Origin of the sequence: Paenibacillus sp. CECT 9249, assembly GCF_918697855.1 — a bacterium.
Taxonomy (GTDB): Bacteria; Bacillota; Bacilli; order Paenibacillales; family Paenibacillaceae; genus MSJ-34.
Window position 1 is genome coordinate 1 of the sequence record NZ_CAKKLI010000024.1, and the last position, 19,795, is coordinate 19,795.

General features: G+C 50.2%; 19 protein-coding genes and 1 pseudogene. 15 read left to right on the forward strand and 5 right to left on the reverse strand.

Annotated elements, in window-relative coordinates:
- Positions 1-593: 593 nt before the first annotated feature.
- Together LQ229_RS16635 and LQ229_RS16640 are read right to left on the reverse strand one after the other, a co-directional pair.
- A complete protein-coding gene (locus LQ229_RS16635) occupies positions 594-1,574 on the reverse strand; it encodes a substrate-binding domain-containing protein (protein ID WP_230192317.1) in 981 nt (326 codons plus the stop codon).
- A gap of 2 nt (positions 1,575-1,576) precedes the next feature.
- Entirely contained in the window at positions 1,577-1,918 is a 342-nt protein-coding gene (locus LQ229_RS16640) for an AraC family transcriptional regulator (protein WP_290370043.1), read from the reverse strand.
- A 282-nt stretch (positions 1,919-2,200) separates the two neighbouring features.
- Between LQ229_RS16640 and LQ229_RS16645 the strand changes: the two are divergent.
- Both LQ229_RS16645 and LQ229_RS16650 read left to right on the forward strand, forming a co-directional pair.
- Positions 2,201-2,758 (forward strand): annotated as a pseudogene (locus LQ229_RS16645) (ABC transporter permease); the annotation flags it as partial.
- A 199-nt stretch (positions 2,759-2,957) separates the two neighbouring features.
- Positions 2,958-4,007, forward strand: a complete 1,050-nt coding sequence (locus LQ229_RS16650; RefSeq protein WP_230192318.1) for an ABC transporter substrate-binding protein — start codon at positions 2,958-2,960, stop codon at positions 4,005-4,007.
- Between the two features lie 62 nt (positions 4,008-4,069).
- Here the strand turns inward: LQ229_RS16650 and pgmB are convergent, their stop codons facing one another.
- Together pgmB and LQ229_RS16660 are read right to left on the reverse strand one after the other, a co-directional pair.
- Complete coding sequence (gene pgmB, locus LQ229_RS16655; RefSeq protein ID WP_230192346.1) at positions 4,070-4,753, reverse strand: beta-phosphoglucomutase; 684 nt, start codon at positions 4,751-4,753, stop codon at positions 4,070-4,072.
- A 696-nt stretch (positions 4,754-5,449) separates the two neighbouring features.
- Complete coding sequence (locus tag LQ229_RS16660) at positions 5,450-7,747, reverse strand: glycosyl hydrolase family 65 protein (RefSeq protein WP_230192319.1); 2,298 nt, start codon at positions 7,745-7,747, stop codon at positions 5,450-5,452.
- 119 nt (positions 7,748-7,866) lie between these two features.
- On the opposite strand from LQ229_RS16660, the gene LQ229_RS16665 reads away from it, so the two are divergent.
- The 9 genes from LQ229_RS16665 (at position 7,867) to LQ229_RS16705 (ending at position 14,537) form a co-directional block, all read left to right on the forward strand.
- Positions 7,867-8,622 (forward strand): AraC family transcriptional regulator, encoded by a 756-nt coding sequence (locus tag LQ229_RS16665; RefSeq protein WP_230192320.1) that lies wholly within the window; start codon positions 7,867-7,869, stop codon positions 8,620-8,622.
- Between the two features lie 395 nt (positions 8,623-9,017).
- Positions 9,018-9,971 carry an ABC transporter permease gene (locus tag LQ229_RS16670; protein WP_216537034.1) on the forward strand — a complete coding sequence of 318 codons (954 nt, stop codon included), beginning with the start codon at positions 9,018-9,020 and terminating at the stop codon, positions 9,969-9,971.
- Positions 9,961-10,911: an iron chelate uptake ABC transporter family permease subunit gene (locus tag LQ229_RS16675; RefSeq protein WP_216537035.1), complete on the forward strand. Its 951-nt coding sequence runs from the start codon at positions 9,961-9,963 to the stop codon at positions 10,909-10,911. Before LQ229_RS16670 ends, LQ229_RS16675 begins: the two co-directional genes overlap by 11 nt.
- Positions 10,905-11,663, forward strand: a complete 759-nt coding sequence (locus tag LQ229_RS16680; protein ID WP_216537036.1) for an ABC transporter ATP-binding protein — start codon at positions 10,905-10,907, stop codon at positions 11,661-11,663. Before LQ229_RS16675 ends, LQ229_RS16680 begins: the two co-directional genes overlap by 7 nt.
- A gap of 42 nt (positions 11,664-11,705) precedes the next feature.
- Entirely contained in the window at positions 11,706-12,719 is a 1,014-nt protein-coding gene (locus tag LQ229_RS16685) for a siderophore ABC transporter substrate-binding protein (protein ID WP_230192321.1), read from the forward strand.
- Between the two features lie 95 nt (positions 12,720-12,814).
- Positions 12,815-13,324 carry a mismatch-specific DNA-glycosylase gene (locus tag LQ229_RS16690; protein WP_216537037.1) on the forward strand — a complete coding sequence of 170 codons (510 nt, stop codon included), beginning with the start codon at positions 12,815-12,817 and terminating at the stop codon, positions 13,322-13,324.
- Positions 13,325-13,461: 137 nt separating this feature from the next.
- Entirely contained in the window at positions 13,462-13,779 is a 318-nt protein-coding gene (locus LQ229_RS16695; RefSeq protein ID WP_216537038.1) for a cupin domain-containing protein, read from the forward strand.
- Positions 13,780-13,963: 184 nt separating this feature from the next.
- Positions 13,964-14,242 carry a Fe-S cluster assembly protein HesB gene (locus LQ229_RS16700; RefSeq protein ID WP_216537039.1) on the forward strand — a complete coding sequence of 93 codons (279 nt, stop codon included), beginning with the start codon at positions 13,964-13,966 and terminating at the stop codon, positions 14,240-14,242.
- Positions 14,243-14,282: 40 nt separating this feature from the next.
- Entirely contained in the window at positions 14,283-14,537 is a 255-nt protein-coding gene (locus LQ229_RS16705; protein WP_216537040.1) for a DUF1450 domain-containing protein, read from the forward strand.
- Positions 14,538-14,860: 323 nt separating this feature from the next.
- On the opposite strand, the gene LQ229_RS16710 is transcribed toward LQ229_RS16705, so the two are convergent.
- On the reverse strand, positions 14,861-15,421 hold the full coding sequence (locus LQ229_RS16710; protein ID WP_216537041.1) for an ABATE domain-containing protein: 561 nt from the start codon (positions 15,419-15,421) through the stop codon (positions 14,861-14,863).
- Between the two features lie 146 nt (positions 15,422-15,567).
- On the opposite strand from LQ229_RS16710, the gene LQ229_RS16715 reads away from it, so the two are divergent.
- The 4 genes from LQ229_RS16715 (at position 15,568) to LQ229_RS16730 (ending at position 19,676) form a co-directional block, all read left to right on the forward strand.
- A complete protein-coding gene (locus tag LQ229_RS16715; RefSeq protein WP_216537042.1) occupies positions 15,568-16,050 on the forward strand; it encodes a DinB family protein in 483 nt (160 codons plus the stop codon).
- A 196-nt stretch (positions 16,051-16,246) separates the two neighbouring features.
- Positions 16,247-17,152: a sugar ABC transporter permease gene (locus tag LQ229_RS16720; protein ID WP_216537043.1), complete on the forward strand. Its 906-nt coding sequence runs from the start codon at positions 16,247-16,249 to the stop codon at positions 17,150-17,152.
- Complete coding sequence (locus LQ229_RS16725; protein ID WP_216537044.1) at positions 17,149-17,973, forward strand: carbohydrate ABC transporter permease; 825 nt, start codon at positions 17,149-17,151, stop codon at positions 17,971-17,973. Before LQ229_RS16720 ends, LQ229_RS16725 begins: the two co-directional genes overlap by 4 nt.
- A gap of 320 nt (positions 17,974-18,293) precedes the next feature.
- Complete coding sequence (locus LQ229_RS16730; protein WP_230192322.1) at positions 18,294-19,676, forward strand: ABC transporter substrate-binding protein; 1,383 nt, start codon at positions 18,294-18,296, stop codon at positions 19,674-19,676.
- Positions 19,677-19,795: the final 119 nt, after the last annotated feature.

Sequence of the window (19,795 nt, forward strand, 5' to 3'; positions counted from 1 at the left end):
AGCACCTGATTTAGTACGGATTCTAACAATGCTGATACCCCCGAATCTTGAGAATTCCCTAAAAACAACTGATGCAAAAGTTTGGAATCTAGGTTAATCTGGTATTGAGCCATAACAAAATCCCCTCCAAAGAATGTTTTCTCAACAATCTCATTCTAAACGAGGATTTTGACTATGGCTCCCTTTATTTTTGAAGCCTTAGCATTTTACACAATTATACGGACTCAACTGATTTGAGCCCTGATCCCGCAATGATAAGACGAAAAATCATACACAATGAGCGGTGCACGCATCGAACCAGTGGAGTTTATACGAAATTTCATACATAAACCGTGGTCTGAGCATTGATTCTGTAATGATGTGTGAAAAATCATACACAATGAGCGGCACGCATCGAACCAGTGGAATTTATACAAAATTTCATATACAAATCGCGAATTCGAGCATTGATTCTGTAAATGTATGCGGCTAATCAATCGGTAGATGCGGAAAAGTTGCTGCCGATTGCCATCCTGAGCGAGCGGAATTTCGACAGAAGGATCGTTAAGGAGACACCCGAGGCTTAAGGCAAAACGCAGACAAGCTGCCTCCCGTCAGCGGGCGACAGCCTGTTTCTCTTTCTTTATTTCCTGAATTCCGGTATCGACGAACGCGGGCACGGCGATTTTTTGGGTTGCCTTCAACAGAGGCTCGATCAGCAGATGCTCCCAGTCTTGCTCGTTCTGCGAGATGACGGAAGCGATTTGTCCGTTATGGACCGCTTCCTTAATTTCGGGAGTCAGGCCGAAAGCGACGGCGTCGCGGTTCAATCCTTTCGCTTTCCAGACGAGCACCGAGGTCGAGCCGGAGATGATGTCCATGGAGACCAAGGCGTCAAAATGCGGATGATCGTCGATCATTGCCTCCATATCGGCCAGAGCCTGTTCGCTGCTTCCCTCATGGTATCGAACCTCCATCACCTGGATATCCGTATGCTTCTCCAGATACAGGAGCAAACCTTCGAGCCGCGCTTGTTGAATTTCCATGCCAGCGAGCCCGGTCTGGACAAGCAGCATCCCTCTCCCTTTCAGAAGGCGCTCAATGACGCCGCCCATCGCCGTTCCGGCCTGAAAATGATCCGTGCCGATATAGGAGAGGCGCTTGCTGTCCGGCGAATCCGCTTCGAAGCAGATGACCGGAATGCCCGCCTCGACCGCCTTGTTAATGACGGGAACGAGCGCGCGCGAGTCGATCGGATCGATCGCGATCGCGTCTACCCGCTGCTTGATCATCGTCTCCATCATCCTGATTTGTTGCTCCAAATTAATTTCTTCCGGCGCTTTCACGATTAGTTGGATGGAAAAGGGCTCGGCCGCTTTCTCCGCTAATTGGGTTATCTCTTCATAGAACGGATGCGCCATCGGATAGACGATGCCGAAAGTGAAGAGCGGGGGACGCTCTTCCTTTGGCGCGGCAGGCGCCCCCGCAAGCGGAGGCGCTACTTCCTGCGGGCTCCCGCAACCCGCCGCCGTTAGAAGCGCAAGCAGGAACACGGCTGCCGGCACAATATGAACAAAAGGTATAGCCGCCTTCATCGTTATCCCCTTCCGACGGCATTCAGCGATTCGACTATCGTTCCCTGTTTGCGGAATTCCGTCGTCGTCATGCCGGTAACCCGTTTAAACACATTGGAGAAGTAATGGGCGTCGTTATACCCGACTTGAAAAGCGATCTCGTATGTCTTTGCCTGGGTCGATTGCAACAGCTCCATCGCTTTGCGGATACGGGTTTGCGTCAAATAATCGATAAATGTTTGGCCGGTCTCCTGACTGAATATTTTGCTTAAATGGCTCGGGCTCATTTTGACATGTTCGGCTGCATTCTGCAGCGAAATTTGGTCCTTGTCGTAATTGGAATGGACGTATTCTTTCACTTTCATCAGCAGATCGGCGTACCGGTCGGACGAGCGGGAGCGCCACAGCCGGAATTGCTCCGCGAGCCGGGTCAAATAAGCGCATGCCTCCTCCCACGTGCGTACCGCCTCGATCGATTTCTGAAATTGCGACAGCAAGTCTTCATGCGGGTTCGGACTCCGGTACAACTCCTCGGCGGTCCGGAAAATCTCCAATGTAATATCGTTCAAAATATAATAGCCGATAAGGGAGGAATTCCAATCGATCTGCCGCAGCTCAGCCGCAAATTCGCGAACGAACGACCCGGTCTGTTTACGGGCGGGCAGATCATTACCGTCAACAGTTCGAAATACCAATATATCGGCGCGGGCTCGCTGCTCACCTTGCCGTTTTCGATTTTTATCGTCGCCGCCGTGTTTGCCGCCGTGTCGTTCCTGACCCGGAAAACGGCCCTCGGCTTGTTCATCGAATCGGTCGGGTGCAAACCGACCGCCAGCCGTTTGGCAGGCGTGCGTTCGAAAACGGTCATGCTTGCGGTCTATTTGTTCTGCGGATTATGCGCCGGCATTGCCGGTCTCATTCTTAGCTCCAACGTTTCAAGCGCCGACGGAAACAACGCGGGACTGTGGTACGAGTTGGACGCCATTCTGGCCGTCGTCATCGGCGGAACGCTGTTGACCGGAGGCGTTGGATACGTCGTGGGCACGTTCTTCGGCGTGTTGATCCAAGGCGTCATTCAAACGATTATCAGCTTCGAAGGCACGCTCAGCTCGTGGTGGACGAGAATCGTAATTGGCGTGCTGCTGCTGTTGTTCATTTTGCTGCAAAGGCTTCTCAGCGAACGCCGGTTTGCCGGGCGAAGCTGATCGACGGGGATGCGAAAGAAGGATATTTGAGGACAACGAGCCGTTTGTCGCAAATCTCCTTCTTTTTGCTAGCTAGCGGAGCGGGTGAGGACATTGGAGATAATAGTTTACGAAACGATTGATAGCGCTCTATAATCTTAAATAATCGTCGTTCAGCGAACGCGGCATTTCGATTTTTCAGGTGGGGGGAGGCGGGCCGATGTCTTTCCAGAGGAAGGCGCTGTTTTGGCTGCCGCTTTGTTTATTGATCGTCTTGTTCGGCTGCGAATCGAATCATCCCGATAGCGCGCCTGCCGGCGTGGCAAGAGGCGAATACGATAGGGATGAAGGAAGTCCGGATTCATCCGACGAGTCGATAGCGCCGCAGCGGCCGATCGTGCTCGGGTTTTCCCAACTTGGCACGGAAAGCGATTGGCGTAACGCGAACAGCCTGTCCGTCAAGGAAGCGGCGAAGGAAGCGGGGATCGAGCTATTGTTCGAAAATGCGGAGCAGTCCCAGGAGAAGCAGTTCGAAGCGATTCGGGGCTTTATCGACAAGAAAGTGGATGTAATTGCCGTCGCGCCGGTCGTGCAGTCCGGATGGGACGATATTTTGAAGGAAGCGCAACTGGCGGGCATTCCGGTCATTATTGTCGACAGGGCTGTCGACATTCTCGATGCGTCGCAATACGTGACGTTAATCGGCTCGGATTTTTACGAGGAAGGCCGGAAGGCCGGGAAATATTTGCTCGACAAAATGGCGGATTCGCCGGGTCCTGTCGGCATCGTCGAATTGAAAGGGACGGCCGGTTCCACTCCTTCGATCGACCGGGGCCGGGGCTTCCACGATACGATCGGGGAACAATCAAAGTTCCGGGTGCTTAAGAGCGAATATGTCGATTTCACCCATGAGCGGGGCCGGGAAGTGATGCGCTCGTTGTTGCAGGAATTGGGGGAAGAAATTCAAGTCTTGTATTCCCACAACGACGATATGGCGCTCGGCGCCATCGAGGCGATCGAAGAGTACGGGCTGCGGCCGGGCAAAGATATGATTATCATTTCCGTAGACGGCACTCGCAAGGCGCTGGAGAAAATGGTCGAAGGCAAGATCAACTGCGTGGTCGAATGCAATCCGCTGCTTGGCCCGAACCTGATGCAGGCGGTCAATGAATTGATGGAGGGGCGCACGCTGCCGAAGCGGATCGTGACTCCCGAAACGGTGTTTACGGAAGTCACGGCGGAACGGGAGGTGCACAACCGGAAATATTAAAGGCTGTTTTCGCGGAAACAGCCCTTTCTGCGTTCTTGGGCCGGCGCGGCTATGGCCGGCCGTTAATTGCCGTTTGCGGCGCTTGCGAATGCCGTCGCGATTTGCGCGAGGTCGAGCTGCGAAGTGCGTTCCAGCACCAGGTCGGCGTGGGGAAACGCTTCTCTGTCGCCGATGGCGACGGCGAACATGCCCGCCGATTTGATCGCCTGGACGCCGGAAACGGCATCCTCGACGCCGATACAATAAGCGGGATCGACCTGCAGCATTTCGGCGGCTTTCAGGAACACTTCCGGATCCGGCTTGTTATTGGCGATTTTGCTGGAATCGACAATGGCGCCGAATTCGCTCTTTAAGCCGAGACGCTCCATCGCGAAGAAGGCGTTTTTGCTGGCGGACGCGAGTCCGAGCTTGATGCCGCGCCGCTTGATCTCGGAGAGCAGCTCGTTAATGCCCGGCAAAATGTCGCTTGGCGTCACTTTCTCGATCATCGTTTGATACAGTTTGTTTTTCCGGTCGGCGAGTTCTTCCATTTCTTGTGCCGTGTACTCGCGCCGATCTTTGGCTTGGCTAAGCAGCAATTTCAGGGAGTCCATACGCGAAACGCCCTTCAAGTTTTCGTTGAATGCCCGGGTAAATTCGATGCCAAGCTCGTCCGCGATCGCTTTCCAGGCAAGATAATGATATTCTGCAGTGTCGGTAATAACGCCGTCCAAATCGAAAATAAAGGCTTGGATTTGTTCCTTCATCATAGGGTGATTCTCCTCTCAACGGTAATGTGGCGCAGGTATTTTTGAACGATGGCAAGAGAAATAACTGCAATAATCAGGCTGTTGAAAAAGTGCTTTTGGACAAAAACTATGAATGGGAAATCGCGTCATTGCTGGGTTTTTGCGCCTCCCTCTTTGCGGAAAACGGGGTTTATCGACAGCCTGAAATATCCAGTTAATAGTTCGATTTTCGATAATTTCAACACTAGCGTTGCATTAAATCTTCTAGCTGGGATGCGGTACCATAGAAATATAACGGATTTGCGAGGTCTTATTTTTTAAATTCCAGTCGAATATTTGGAATTAACGGATTTTCGAACCGTTAACATGTCGCGATCGGCTGAGAATCCTTGGTTTTGTGAAGTTTCGACAAAAATAGAGCCCTCCAAATCCGCTAACTCCGCCAAAATTGCGTTATTGGATCAAATAAGGCCTCCAAAATCCGTTAACCTTGTTCATCCCTATCGCAATCATCGGCTTGAAACGCAGTAAAACATCCGGTGCAACGCTAGTGTAATTTCAACCAGAAATAGCCGGAATAACTGGATATTTTCAGTTATTTAGTTCCATAGAAGCAAAATATATGAAATTAGCTGTATTTTTGCAGTTAGTGTGGTCGTCGATTTCGCAGCAAGCAGCTTACTAGACAGTCGCTTCCGCCGCGTTTAGTTCGCCTTACTGTGCGATTGCGCGTTCCACAGGCTGGCTTAGCTGCAAGGTCGTTTCAGCCCCGTACAGCTTCAGGCTCAATTCCCCGCCCTCCAACAATTCCAGTTGGACTCGCTCTTTGCCGATGCGAACCTCGATCAACCGGCCGCGGTAACGTACGCGGAACGCATATTTGTCCCATGCGTCCGGAATCGATGGCGCGAACGACAGGCCGGATTCCTTCAATCGCATGCCGGCGAAGCCGTATACGATCGCCATCCACGTTCCGCCCATATTGGCCAAATGCAGCCCGTCCTTCGTATTGCCATGCGTATTGTCCAGATCGAGCCGCGCGGTTTCGATGAAATAATCGTATGCTTTGGCATGGTAACCGATCTTGGAAGCCATAATGCTGAAGATGCAGGACGATAGGGACGAGTCATGCGTCGTAATCTTTTCATAATAATCGTAGGAACGAACGATCGTATCCGAATCCTGCTCGTCCTCCAGCAGAAAATGAGCGAGCACGGTATCCGCCTGTTTGCACACTTGATAACGATACAGCGTCAGCGGATGATAATGCAGCAGCAGCGGGTAATGCTCTTCAGGCGTATTTGCGAAATCCCATACCGCCTTGCGCAAGAACGTGTCGTCCTGCGGGTTGATGCCAAGCTCTTCGTCGTACGGCAAATACATCGCATCCGCCGCTTTCCGCCATGCTTGCGCTTCTTCGGCGGTTGCTTGCAGCCGCTCGCAGAGCGCTTTGAAGCCTTGATCGTCGTATTCCCGCAAAATGTCGAAGCTCTTGGCGGCCCACTTCAAATTATGTTTGGCCATCGCATTGGTGTAATAGTTGTTGTTCACCATGCAAGTGTACTCGTCCGGCCCTGTCACTTCGTCGATATGGAACTTGCCCTGATATTCGTGCCCGATCTCCATCCATAGCCGCGCCGTTTCGAACAGCACCTCCGCCCCGTATTCGAGCAAGAAGGAGTTGTCCTGTTCCGCGATATAATATTGGATATAACTGTACGCGATATCGGCGCTAATATGGTACTGCGCCGTACCCGACGGGAAGAAGGAGGAGCATTCCGTTCCCGATATCGTGCGCCAAGGATATAACGCGCCCTTCTTATGCCCCATTTCCCGCGCTCTCGCCCTCGCTTGATCCAGCTTGGAGTAACGGTAAAGCAGCAGCTGCCGGGCGATCTCCGGCTTGGTCATCAGGAACACCGGAAACATGTAGATTTCCGTATCCCAGAAGTAATGCCCTTCATAGCCTTCGCCGGACAAGCCTTTGGCGGAAATATTGCTGAATTCGTCTCTTCCGGCGGATTGCAGCAATTGATACAGGTTGAACCGGATGCCTTCCTGCAATGCCGCATCGTTCTCGATGACGATATCGGCCGTTTTCCAGAACTCGTCCAAATACTGTTTTTGTTTTGCTAACAAATCTTCAAAGCTTACGCCGGCAAGCTCTTCTTGCAACGCAACCCCCCGGTCGATCAGTCGGTCTTGATGGCGCAGCGTGTCGGTATAAACGTTCCATTTTGCAAAAGAAACGGACTCCGATTCCTTTATCGCGAACGTATAAGAACTCACCGTTTCGGTTTCTGAAGCGAGGACTTGCATCTCGGAAGCGCGCTCTTGCTCATACCGGTGCGCGGTTACGCAAGCTACTTGCAGCCCGGACGCTTGCGTCTCGTCCATCGCATAAGCGTAATCGTCTTGATATCCGCAAGCCGCGACGGATAAACGCTTGGCATGTCCGGCTCCGACGCGCGGATCGTTCGGATTCGTATAGTTGCTTACATCGCCGTTGACAGTGGAGACGATTTTCACGGGGCCTGTAAAGTTGACAGATTCGATACGGATGTCGATCGCGAACAACTCTCTATATTCGAAAGAAACGATTCTGCGAAAATGCAATTTAATCTCTTGGCCGGACGGCGATTCCCAATGAATGATTCTCTCGGAATATCCCCGGTCCATACGAAAATTCCGTTCATAAGAACGAATCTTTCCTTGATCGAAGCGGAACATTTCCTCTTCGGTTCCGAAATAGATGCGTATGCTTTGAGCGTCGATCACGTTGACCAGCTTTTGCTGCGTATCGGGAAAGGCAAACAGCTTCTCGCCGTACGGAATGTCGGTGCGGTCGTGAAAGGCGTTCAGATATGTGCCGCGGATGCTGTTCATTCCTTCGGGATAACCTTCTTCGAAATTGCCTCGAACGCCCAAATAGCCGTTTCCTAGCGCGAAGAGACTTTCCAGATTTAAAAGTTGATCTTCGCGTATGCCCGAATTTGATATGTTCCAAGTCATGTTTGCTGCTCCCTCCAAAGATAGTTCTTATGATTTGCATTTTATCCGCGAACGCTTTAAAATGATATTAAATTTTTTAGAAAATTGTTAAAATTTTTAGGTGTGGCGAGGTGCAGACGATGGGTATAGATTTGTCATTATATTCTCCCGTAGTACGGCAATTTCTATCCGCCCGCATGAAAAACGTAGAGCAAAGCTTCGTTCACCCGCCGTTGGATTACGAAAGAGAATTGCTCGAGGCGATACGGCTCGGCGATGAGAGTAAAGCGATGAGCACGATGAATAAAATCAACGAATTGGAAGGGGCGACTTTGGCCGCAGAACCGATCCGTTCGAAAAAAAACGCGCTGATCGCTTCGTGTACGCTCTTCACCAGGGCGATCATCAAAGGCGGGCTCGATCCGGAGACGGCATTCCAGTTAAGCGATACGTTTATTCAGGAAATAGAAAGAATCGGTACTATGGAGAGATTGGCTTATTTCGAATACGAGATGATCACGCAGTTTATCGCCGTGATGAAGAGGGAACAAGAGACTCTGGATTACAGCCATCTCGTGAGATTATCGATTTACTATATTCGGGAGCATATTTTCCAGGAGTTGTCCCTTGAACGGATTGCCAAGCATGCGTATGTGCATCCGAGTTATTTGTCGGACCGGTTCAAGAAGGAGACGGGCTCGACCATTACCGCCTATATAAATAGAAGAAAAATAGAAGAATCGAAAAATTTTTTGACCCATACGAATATTTCGATTTCGGAAATCGCCCTTCTATTCAAGTTTTGCAATCAAAGCTATTATTCGCATTTATTCAAGAAATGCACCGGAATGACCCCCAAACAATTCCGCAAGGAAGCAAGCCATGCGGAACCGTAAACAGCCTGCCGCGCGGCAGGCTTTTGTTAAAATGGCGCGTTTTCGGGGGCTTACCTCGTACATTGGGCTTCATAAGGCCGTTCATAGGCTAAACCGCATCCCGCTTTGAAATTTTACGAGATTTTTCCCCGGATACGTTGACAATTGCGGAGAAACAGGTATAATCATAATTGTTGTAATTGATAATGATTATCATTATCTAAAGAAAAGCCAAACTTTCAATAAACTGGCATAACTGCAATACGGAAATGCTGCCGTACCAAATTGCTTTAGCACTGCAATACCGAAATACGGAAATGCGGCAACATTAAAGTACCTGCAACGCATTAACAATTGCATTACCCGCCGTACATGCAATTACATAACAAAATATGGCTACACGTAAGGGAAACGTTATGAAAAAAAGATATCTGGTGATCGCTCTCATCCTTTTGTCCTTCATCTCGCTATTGATTGGCGTAATCGATATATCCGTGTTCGACATATTCCGGTTAACGGAAGATCAATTGGAAATTATGATGATCAGCCGAATTCCCCGTTTGATCAGCATTATTATCGCCGGGGTAAGCATGAGCATTGCCGGCTTGATCATGCAGCAGCTCAGCAGAAACAAATTCGTTTCTCCGACGACAGCCGGAACGATGGATTCGGCGAGCTTGGGAGTTTTGGTTTCCTTACTGATCTTCGCCTCAGCGAGCATGATGTTGAAAATGATCGTCGCTTTTGCGTTCGCATTGGCAGGGACTTTCATTTTTATGAAGGTGTTAGACAAAATTAAATATAAAGACTCGATTTTCATTCCGCTAGTCGGTCTGATGTTCGGGAGCATCATCGGTTCGATCACAACGTTCCTGGGCTTGAAATACGGCCTGATCCAAAGCGTGAATTCGTGGATGCATGGCGGTTTTTCCATGATTATGCAAGGCCGCTATGAAATGCTCTATCTTAGCATTCCGCTTGTCGCCGCCGCCTATTTGTTTGCGAATAAGTTTACCGTGGCCGGGATGGGCGAGGAATTTTCCGTCAACTTGGGGCTGAACTATAAACGGGTGGTCAATACAGGCCTGGTCATTGTCGCGCTCGTATCCGCCATCTCGATTTTGACGGTCGGCAATATCCCGTTTCTTGGCTTGATCATTCCGAACATTGTGTCGATTTATCAGGGCGATAACTTGAAGAAAAATCTTTCCCATACGGCGCTGCTCGGGGCTGTGTTCGTTCTGGCATGCGATATTTTCAGCCGTCTCGTCATCTACCCGTATGAAATCTCAATCAGTTTAACCGTCGGCGTCATAGGAAGCGGCATTTTTCTTTATCTGCTATTGAGGAGAAAGTCACATGAGTCATAAAACGAAGCTGTATATCCTGGCCGCTGCGGCGCTGTTGTTAATCGTCGTCTTCCTGTCCATCGATGCTGGGGGCAATTGGAGTTACGTCCTGGAGCGAAGAACCAAGAAAATATTGGCCATTCTGTTGACCGGCGGAAGCATCGCCTTCTCGACCGTCGTGTTCCAAACGGTGACGAACAATAAAATATTGACGCCCAGCATTATCGGGCTGGATTCCTTGTATATGCTGATTCAGACGTTCATCGTCTTCTTCTTCGGCTCCACGGCCTTGACGATGATGAGCAAAAACGTACATTTTCTCATCTCTGTCGGTCTTATGATTTTTTTCGCCGGATTATTGTACAAATTTTTGTTCAAAAGAGAAGGGAGAAACATCTACTTCCTGCTCCTTGTCGGATTGATATTCGGGACGTTCTTCTCGAGCATCTCGTCTTTCATGCAGATGATTATCGATCCGAACGAGTTTCTGGTGATTCAGGACAAAATGTTCGCCAGCTTCAACAATGTCAATACGGACATTCTCATACTAGCGTTCATTATCGTCTTCGCAACGGCGGCCTATTTTTACAGGTTCAATAAATACTTGGATGTCCTGTCTCTCGGCAAAGAGCATGCCATCAATCTCGGCGTCAATTATAACTACGTTGTCAAAAGAATGCTGATTATCGTCGCCGTTCTCACATCCGTGTCGACGGCTTTGGTCGGGCCGATTACATTCTTGGGCTTGCTGGTCGCCAATATCGCTTATCAGTTTATCAAAACGTACCGTCATCAATATATCATCGCAGGCTCCATGCTGATCAGCATCGTCGCTTTGCTCGGAGGTCAGCTCATCGTTGAGCGGGTATTCACCTTTTCCACCTCCTTAAGCGTCATTATCAATTTCATCGGCGGCGTATATTTCATTTACCTTCTGTTAAAGGAGAACAAGTCGTGGTAGAAGTCAGAAACGTTTCCAAACGGTACGGAAACAAAAACGTTGTTGACCAAGTATCCGTGAATATAGCCAAGGGGAAGATTACCTCTTTTATCGGCCCGAACGGGGCGGGGAAGAGCACCCTGATGGCGATGATCAGCCGTCTGATCTCCAAGGATGAAGGGGACATTTTCATTGAAGGGAAGGAGATCGGGCAATGTAAAAGCAACGATCTTGCCAAGCAGATTTCCATCTTGAAACAAGCAAACCATATTAATATCAGATTAACGGTAAAGGAGTTGGTTAGCTTCGGCCGCTTTCCGTATTCGCAAGGAAGGCTGACGAAGGAGGATCGGAAATATATCGACGAAGCGATAGAATATATGGAACTTGGCGACATGAAGGATAAATTTTTGGACCAACTGAGCGGAGGTCAGAAACAAAGGGCGTTTATCGCCATGGTTATCGCCCAGAATACGGATTACATCCTGCTGGACGAACCGTTAAACAATTTGGATATGAAGCATTCCGTTCAAATCATGAAGGTACTGCGGCGCTTGACGGATGAACTGGGGAAAACGGTCATTATCGTCATCCACGATATCAATTTTGCCTCCTGCTACTCCGATTACATTGTGGCGCTCAAAAACGGCAAAGTCGTGAAGGAAGGCACTACCGATGAAATTATCGACGCGTCCGTCTTAAAGGAAGTGTACGGGATGGACATTCATATTCAAGAAATCAACGGCAATAAAATTTGCGTGTATTTTTCATAATGAATCAAATGAAAATAATGAAAATAATTAGGGGTGTTTCGAGTGACTAAAAAACTAACCATGTTGTGCATGACGGTTTTGTTCATATTGGTAATCGCCGCATGCGGCGCTAAAAATTCGGGCGGAAACGAGGGCGATGCGAACGCGCAAACAACCGCCGCCGAAACGAACGTGAACGGTACAGAGAAAGAGGCCGAGGCTCCGCAAGAGGATGAAACGATTACGATTACGCATCAATTGGGCGAGACGCCTGTGAAGAAAAATCCGGGCAATGTCGTCGTATTGGACTATGGCGCTTTGGAAACATTGGATAAATTGGGCGTTGAAGTGGTTGGATTGCCTAAAAGCTCTCTTCCGCCGCATTTGAAAAAATTCGAAGACGCGAAATATACGGATGTCGGCACTTTGAAAGAACCTGACTTTGAAAAGATCAATTCCATCAAACCGGGGCTGATTATCATTTCCGGCAGAACATCCGAAGCATACGAGGAATTAGGCAAAATCGCTCCGACGATTTACATGGGCGTCGATACGAAAAAATATATGGAATCCTTTACGGAGAACGTAAACACGCTCGCTTCGATTTTCGGCAAAGAAGACGAAGCGCAGAAGGAATTGGCAGCCATTAACGAATCCATTCAAAAGATTCACGAGACGGCAACGGCCGGCGGCAAAAAAGGCTTGATCATTCTAACGACGGGCGGCAAAGTCAGCGCTTATGGCCCGGGTTCCAGATTCGGCATTATTCATGACGTGGTCGGAGTCGCCCCGGTTGACGATACGATTTCCGCTACTACGCATGGAGACAGCATTTCGTTCGAATATGTCGTCGAAAAAAATCCGGATTATCTCTTCGTAGTGGATCGCGACGCGGTCGTTAGCGGCGAAAATGTGAAGCCTGCGAAAGAAATCGTCGAGAACGATCTGGTGAAAAAGACGAATGCGTATAAAGACGGCAAGATCATCTATCTTGACCCGAGCTACTGGTATCTGTCCGGCGGCGGATTGCTGTCCGTTCCGGAAATGTTGAAAGAGGTCGAAGAAGGCATCAAGTAAAAACGAATGCCGCCCGTTCCCTTGGCATTGCGATGGGAGCGGGCGCTTTGCGTTTCCAAGCGGGACGATAAACGATAAAAAGAGGAGGGTCAACGATGCCGAACATACCGGATCATATCGCGCCGGGGCTGCGCATTCTGTTCGTCGGATACAACCCAAGCATACGGTCGGGGGAGACCGGGCATCATTACGCCAACCCGCGCAACCGCTTCTGGACGATATTGCACCGCGCGGGACTGACGCCGCGCCTTTATAAGGCGGACGAGGACGGCAGTTTGCTGGAATTGGGGTACGGGTTCACGAATATCGTAGCCCGTCCGACGCGAACGGCCGCCGAAATTACCGCGAAGGAATATGCCGAAGGGAGAGAAGCGTTGCGCCGCAAAATCGAGAAGTATCGTCCGCGCATCGTTTGTTTTGTAGGCAAAGGCGTCTATGAAGCGTACAGCGGACGGAGAGACGTCGCTTGGGGTTTCCAGGCCGAGCCTGTCGTTCCGGGCGTACGCGAATTCGTCGCCCCTTCGTCCAGCGGCCTCGTACGCATGAAGCTGGACGAGATTGTTCACATCTATTTGCAGATGAACGATCCGGAGCAAAATTCGTAAAAAAACACAAGCCGACCTGAATTCGCTCCCTCCCTTCATGTATGCCAGTCGGTCTATAATGGACTGTAAGGTACATGGAATGCGAAATCGCCGAACGATCGCTCGAATGTAAATAAACGCTAAGGGAGTGTGTGGCCATGAGCAATATCGGTGTTTGGGAAAATGCGGAGCCAGGCGTCAAACGGAAAGTGATGCAGCCGGGAACGTCGCTCATGATGATGGAAGTTCATTTTGAACCGCTTGCGGAAGGATACGAGCATTCGCATCCGCATGAGCAAATGTCCTACTGTTTAAAGGGAAGCGTGGAATTTACGATCGAAGGCGTGAAAACGGTCGTTCGCGCAGGGGAACATATATGTATCCCAAGCGGCGCGAAACACGGGGCGAAGGCGCTGGAATCCAGCATATTGCTCGATTGTTTTACGCCGGTTCGCGAAGATTTGATCAAAAGATAGAAGACAATAAGGAAAAGCCCGGGGCATCGCTCCGGGTTTTTCGGTTTGCCGTTGAACGTACCGCAATTGACAAATCGGCGAGACATTATCATAATTATGAAATAATAATATTTAAAAAGTATGATGGATGAATGATGGAATGTTTCGCATTGATAGATGATTCTAATAAAAATGAGGTGCTTGTATGCAAATCAATGTTACCCCGTCGGCAGTCGATTGCCTTGTCAACGAGTGGGACTTTCAGGAAGGCGATCATGTTCGGGTTTTCGTTAGATACAGCGGCGGGGGAGGCGAACCGTTCGCGCTCGGAATCGGCCGCGACGAACCGCGCGATCCTTTGTTGACGACGGAAGCCGGAAAGATTACATTTTATATGGAACGGCATGATATATGGTTCCTGGAAGGGAATAATATAACGATCGACTGCAGCGGCGGCGAAGATATTGAATTTCGAATCGGTTGAATTGCAATACATCGGGGCCGACGCAAAGAGGTGATACGCTATGGGACTGGGCATTGTCGTAGTGGAAGTTTGCGACAGCAATCTGCTCAGCGCGCTGGAACTGGAGGATCTCGAGACGTTGTATCCCGAAGTTTCCGTCTTAAGATTGGATTGTTTAAGTTTTTGCGGCCTATGCCGGCTTCGGCCGTATGCCATCGTTAACGGGAAGAGAGTGTTCGCCAAAACGACGGAAGAATGCGTCGAACGCATCAAGCAAACGATCGAGTCGGAATTGGCGGCTTTTTACGAGGAATAAGGAAAGACAGAAGAAATGAACCGTTTCTTCTGTCCTTTTTTCGGTTGAAGGGGCGATTATGTTGTACAAAGTGCAGCATATCGGCCCGTTTCGTCTTTGTAGCCCTAAGTATGTTGTAGTTTGTACAACATATTGGGGTCGGAACGTGGGGTTTCGCCATTCTGTTCGCGATTATGTTGTACAATGTGCAGCATAATGGCCCATATCGGCTTTGCAACCCTAAGTATGTTGTATTTCTTACAACTTGTCCCGTCCCATGCCGGGGGCGATGATTAGCCGGAAGCAGAAAAGGGCGAATAAGCTGCGACTCCGATGTTGCGTTACTACGTCGAAGGATGTTCCTTCGACGCTTTTTGACGTGCGCGGAAACGGCGGACTTTCAGCAAGTTGCCGCAAGCTTTATCGTCGCAATACCGCTTGGAGCGGTTGCGGGTGTCGTCATAATAAATCCATTTGCAATCCGGATTGTCGCAAATGCGGATGCGGGACGTCTCTCCTTCCGCCAGCGTACGGGCGAAAGACGCCGCAATTTCCGCCATCGTATGCGCCCAATCGGCCCGTTCCGCCGTCTGCTCCAACCGGAAACGCTCGTCCGTCCTGACGATGCGGCGAATGACCGGGCCCCGCGCCATCATACGGTTTAACAGCTCCAACGCTTCCAACTCCGGCTCTTGTCCGCGTACGATCGCTTTCACCATCTCGCGCATGGCGAAGCGGAGCAGCTTCAATTCCGCCATTTCCTCGGCGCCGGGCGAAGGAATCGAGGGCAAGCCGTGCTCCTTCAGCAACTGTTCCACCACTGCAGGTTGGTCGAGCCGGTCCTCGTATCGGCCGCTGCCGCGCCAGTCATGCCATTCGCTGTTTAGAAAGTCAACCCATAACATATCGATTCTACTCCTTTGTTACATAGTAACAATGAAATATCGTTTTTGCCAACTGCTTGACGCGAGCGAGATGGGTATGGTACATTTTCGTTGTAACTATCTAATTATTATTTGATGGTTACATATTTCTGTGAGGAGGAGAAACGATGAATAAAATCGATGTGCTGCTGCAAGAATGGGATTATTGTTACGTGACGGAGGATTGGCATCCCCCGCTGGCGGATGCGTTGGCCGGATTGACCGCGGAGCAAGCCGATTGGAGGCCGCAAGGGGAAGCTTCCAATACAATTCGGGAGAACGTCAGTCATCTGCTCTTTTTCAAGGAGCGGTTGCTGCGAAGGTTGAAAGGGGAAGACGCGTCCCGTTTCGATGCGAGCACCAATGACGAGACGTTTCTGAACGAATCGCAAGGATGGGAGGAAACTGTCGCCAACATCGAACGGGCTCATCGGGAAATTCGGGATATTCTGGCGAACTTGACGGAAGCTGATCTCGATCGCCCTATGCCGACGCTTCCCATAGCGAGACAAGTTGCCAGCCTCGTCAGGCATGACGCATATCACACGGGGCAAATCGTGCAAATCCGCAAATTGCAAGGATCGTGGCCGGCGCGCCGCTCGTTCGAATAACGCCGTTCATCATATCCGCTCAATCTGTTCTCGTCTTTGGCGGGGACTTTTTTTTGGCATAATTTCTATGAAAGGTTAATAACCTATAACAATTGTGAAAGAGACTTGGAGACATTCACATGGGTTGTTGCCCCGATATGGGGCCGGCGGCTGCATGTGTTTTTTTGTTTTCAAATTGCGGAAAGGAGTGCAGCCGATGACGACGGAACAATCGAGCGCTTTGCGGAGGAGGAAGCGGAGAGAGGGGCTGTTGGGATATGCTTTTCTTGCGCCTTCCTTGCTGATCTTTTTTTTCTTTTTATTCTATCCCATGATCAGATCCGTCTACCTTAGCTTGACGATTACAGACCCGCGCGGCAAAGTCGCCGCCTTTGTCGGACTGGACAATTACGTGGAGATGATTCAGTCCGGCCAATTTATGTCCAACATGAAAGTTACGCTGTTGTTTATTTTGTTTACCGTGCCGACATGCATCGTTTGGTGCCTGTTTCTCGCTTTCATCACCCATAATAAATTGCGCGGCATGAAAGCGTTTCAATTCATCTTCTCTTTGCCGATCGTCATTTCGGTAGGGACGGGATCGATTATATGGCTGCTTCTGTTTCATCCTACGGCGGGGATGCTCAACTATTTTCTTAGTCTGGCCGGCATCGGTCCGGTTCCTTGGCTGATCGATCCGTCCGTAGCGCTGTTATCCGTTTCTTTGATGACTGTTTGGATGAACATGGGGTTCATTTATATTTTGCTGCTGAGCGGATTGCAGGGTGTGCCGGACGAAATTTACGAAAGCGCCAAAATCGACGGATCCGGCCCGGTGCGCACGTTCGTCCGCATTGTGCTGCCATTGCTGTCGCCCGTTATTTTTTTCGCATTAATCGTTTCGGTGATCGGGGCGTTTCAGGCGTTCGGCCAAATCCACATCTTGACGAAAGGCGGGCCGGCGGGGGCGACCAACGTCGTCGTTTACTCCATCTATCAAGACGCGTTCATCAACTTCCGCTTCGGGACGGGGAGCGCACAGGCCCTGGTGTTATTCGCGATCATTCTGCTGTTGACCGCTCTCCAATTCAAAATATTGGAAAGGAAGGTGCACTACCAGTGACGCTAAGAAGATTGAACTATACGCTGCTGTATTTGCTGCTGACCGTGCTCGCGCTTATCGTTCTATACCCGCTCTTGTTCACTTTTTTCTCCTCCTTTATGACCGAGCGGGAAGTGTCGAATTATCCGCCGCCGATCTTTCCAAGCCAATTGTATATGGGCAATTTTCTAAAAGCGATCGCTACCGTACCGGTTCCGAGGTTTGTATTAAACAGCTTTATCGTTTCGGCGGCGATTACGATCAGCCAGATCGTGACGTCCAGCATGGCCGCCTACGCTTTTTCGTTTCTTCGTTTCCGGGGGAAGAACGCCCTGTTCATGCTGTTCCTGTCGACCATGATGATTCCGTGGGAAGTGACGATTATCCCCAACTATTTAACGATCAAAAGCTTGAACTGGATGGACAGCTACCAGGGGCTGGTCGTCCCGTTTATGGCCGGCGCTTTCGGCGTCTTTTTGCTGCGCCAGTTTTTTATGCAGCTTCCCCATGAATTGTTCGATGCGGCGAAAATCGACGGCTGCGGCCATATGCGCAACTTCTTTACGATGGTTCTCCCGCTGTCCAAACCCGCTCTTTCCACCTTGGGGGTATATGTGTTCTTGACGCATTGGAACAGTTATTTATGGCCGCTGCTCATTACGAACCGCGCCACGATGCGCACGGTGCAAATCGGCGTCGCCATGCTGCAATTCGAGGAAGTGATGTCGTGGAATTTGATTCTGGCGGGCGTGTCGCTCGTATTGCTGCCGTCGCTGCTTCTGCTTGCGTTCGGCGTGAAGCAGTTGGTTCGCGGCATAACCGCCGGAGCCGTCAAAGGGTAATAGAGGTAGTTCAAAAAGTCCCCTTTTGATCACGAAGTATATCTTGAGGCGGATTCGGCATCGAATCTTGCGTTCACCCTCGAAGTCCGGTGCTCATGTAGGTTTTGCCTACACTGCGCTCCTCCTTCTTCGGGTTCTCTCGCAACCTTCTCGGTGCTGAAAAGTTGACTTTTTGAACATTCAACAATTAAAAACTTTCATGTCGGTAAACCCGTCCGAATCATGCGGTCGGCTTCATCTCCGAGCGTTTTGGAATGGCGGGCGCGCATGGCGACGGATTTATCATAAAATTTCGTAATCGGGGGAGGCAAAGGAAACGTATGAACAAAAAAAGGTGGATCGGTTTGCTGCTTGCGGCGATGCTGCTCGTCGCAACCGCATGCAGCGGGGGCGGCGGAGGCGCAGGAAACGCCGGAGGCGAGTCCGGCGGCCAAGGCGAGGCGCAAAGCAACGGTTTAAGCTCAGGGGGAGCGACGAAAGTCGTCTTCTGGCATGCGATGGGAGGGGCGAATACGAAAGTGGTCGACCAGATGGTCGCTAATTTTAACGCATCCCAGGACAAAATCCGGGTCGAAGCGATCTTTCAGGGAACCTACGACGATTTGCTGAGCAAATTGAAGACGGCGATGGGGACGAAGGAAGCTCCGCATATCGTTCAAGTGTATGAAATCGGCAGCCGCTTCATGATCGATTCGAAGCTGATCACGCCGATGCAGACGTTCATCGACGCCGACAATTACGATTTAACCCAGCTTGAGCCGAACATTATCGGCTATTACACGTTCGAAGGCCAACTGTATTCGATGCCGTTCAATACGTCCAATCCGATTCTGTATTACAATAAGGATCTGTTCCAAGCCGCAGGTCTCGATCCGGAGAAACCGCCGAGAACGTACGAGGAATTGCAGCAGGCGGCAGATACGATTACCAAATCGTGCAAAGCGACCGGAGCGAATTTTGCGATATACGGCTGGTTTATGGAACAGTTCTTTGCGAACCAAGGCGCGGACTATGTCAATAACGGCAACGGACGCGAAGCGCTGGCAACGGAATCGTTGGTAAATTCGGAAGCGGGGGTCAAAACGTTGACCTGGTGGAAAAATATGATCGACTCGAAAGCGATGATCAACCTCGGCCGCAAAACCGACGATTCCAAAAAGGCGTTCTCCGCCGGCCAGGTCGCGATGATTCTCGATTCGACCGCGGCGCTGAAAGGGCTCGTCGACAACGCGGAAGGGAAGTTTGAGGTAGGCACCGGCTTTCTGCCGAAACCGGCGGATGCGAGCGGGGGCGGCGTCATTGTCGGCGGCGCAAGCTTATGGATGATGAACGACAGGCCGGAAGCCGAACAGAAGGCGGCTTGGGAATTCGTGAAGTTTGTTACGTCGCCGCAAGAGCAAGCATACTGGCATATTAATACCGGGTATTTTCCGATCACGAAGAAAGCGTATGACGAACAAAGCGTCAAAGACAATATGGCCAAATTCCCGCAATTCCAGACGGCGGTCGACCAGTTGCACCAGACGGAGCTAAGCACGGCGACGCAAGGAGCCGTGATGGGCGTATTCCCCGAAGCGCGCCAATTGGTGGAAGGGGCGATCGAAGAGGTGTTGAACAATCAAAAATCGCCGCAGGACGCGCTTGACGGAGCGGCGAAAGAAATTACCTCGAAAATTCAGCAATATAACAAAACGGTACAATAATCATGGTATCCGGATCGAAGTAATATAATTTTTGCGAGTTCGGCCCCCATTCCCTTGCGGATGGGGTTCTTTTTGATTTAAGATGGTTATAACGCCGAACTTATGAACTAAGGAGCTTC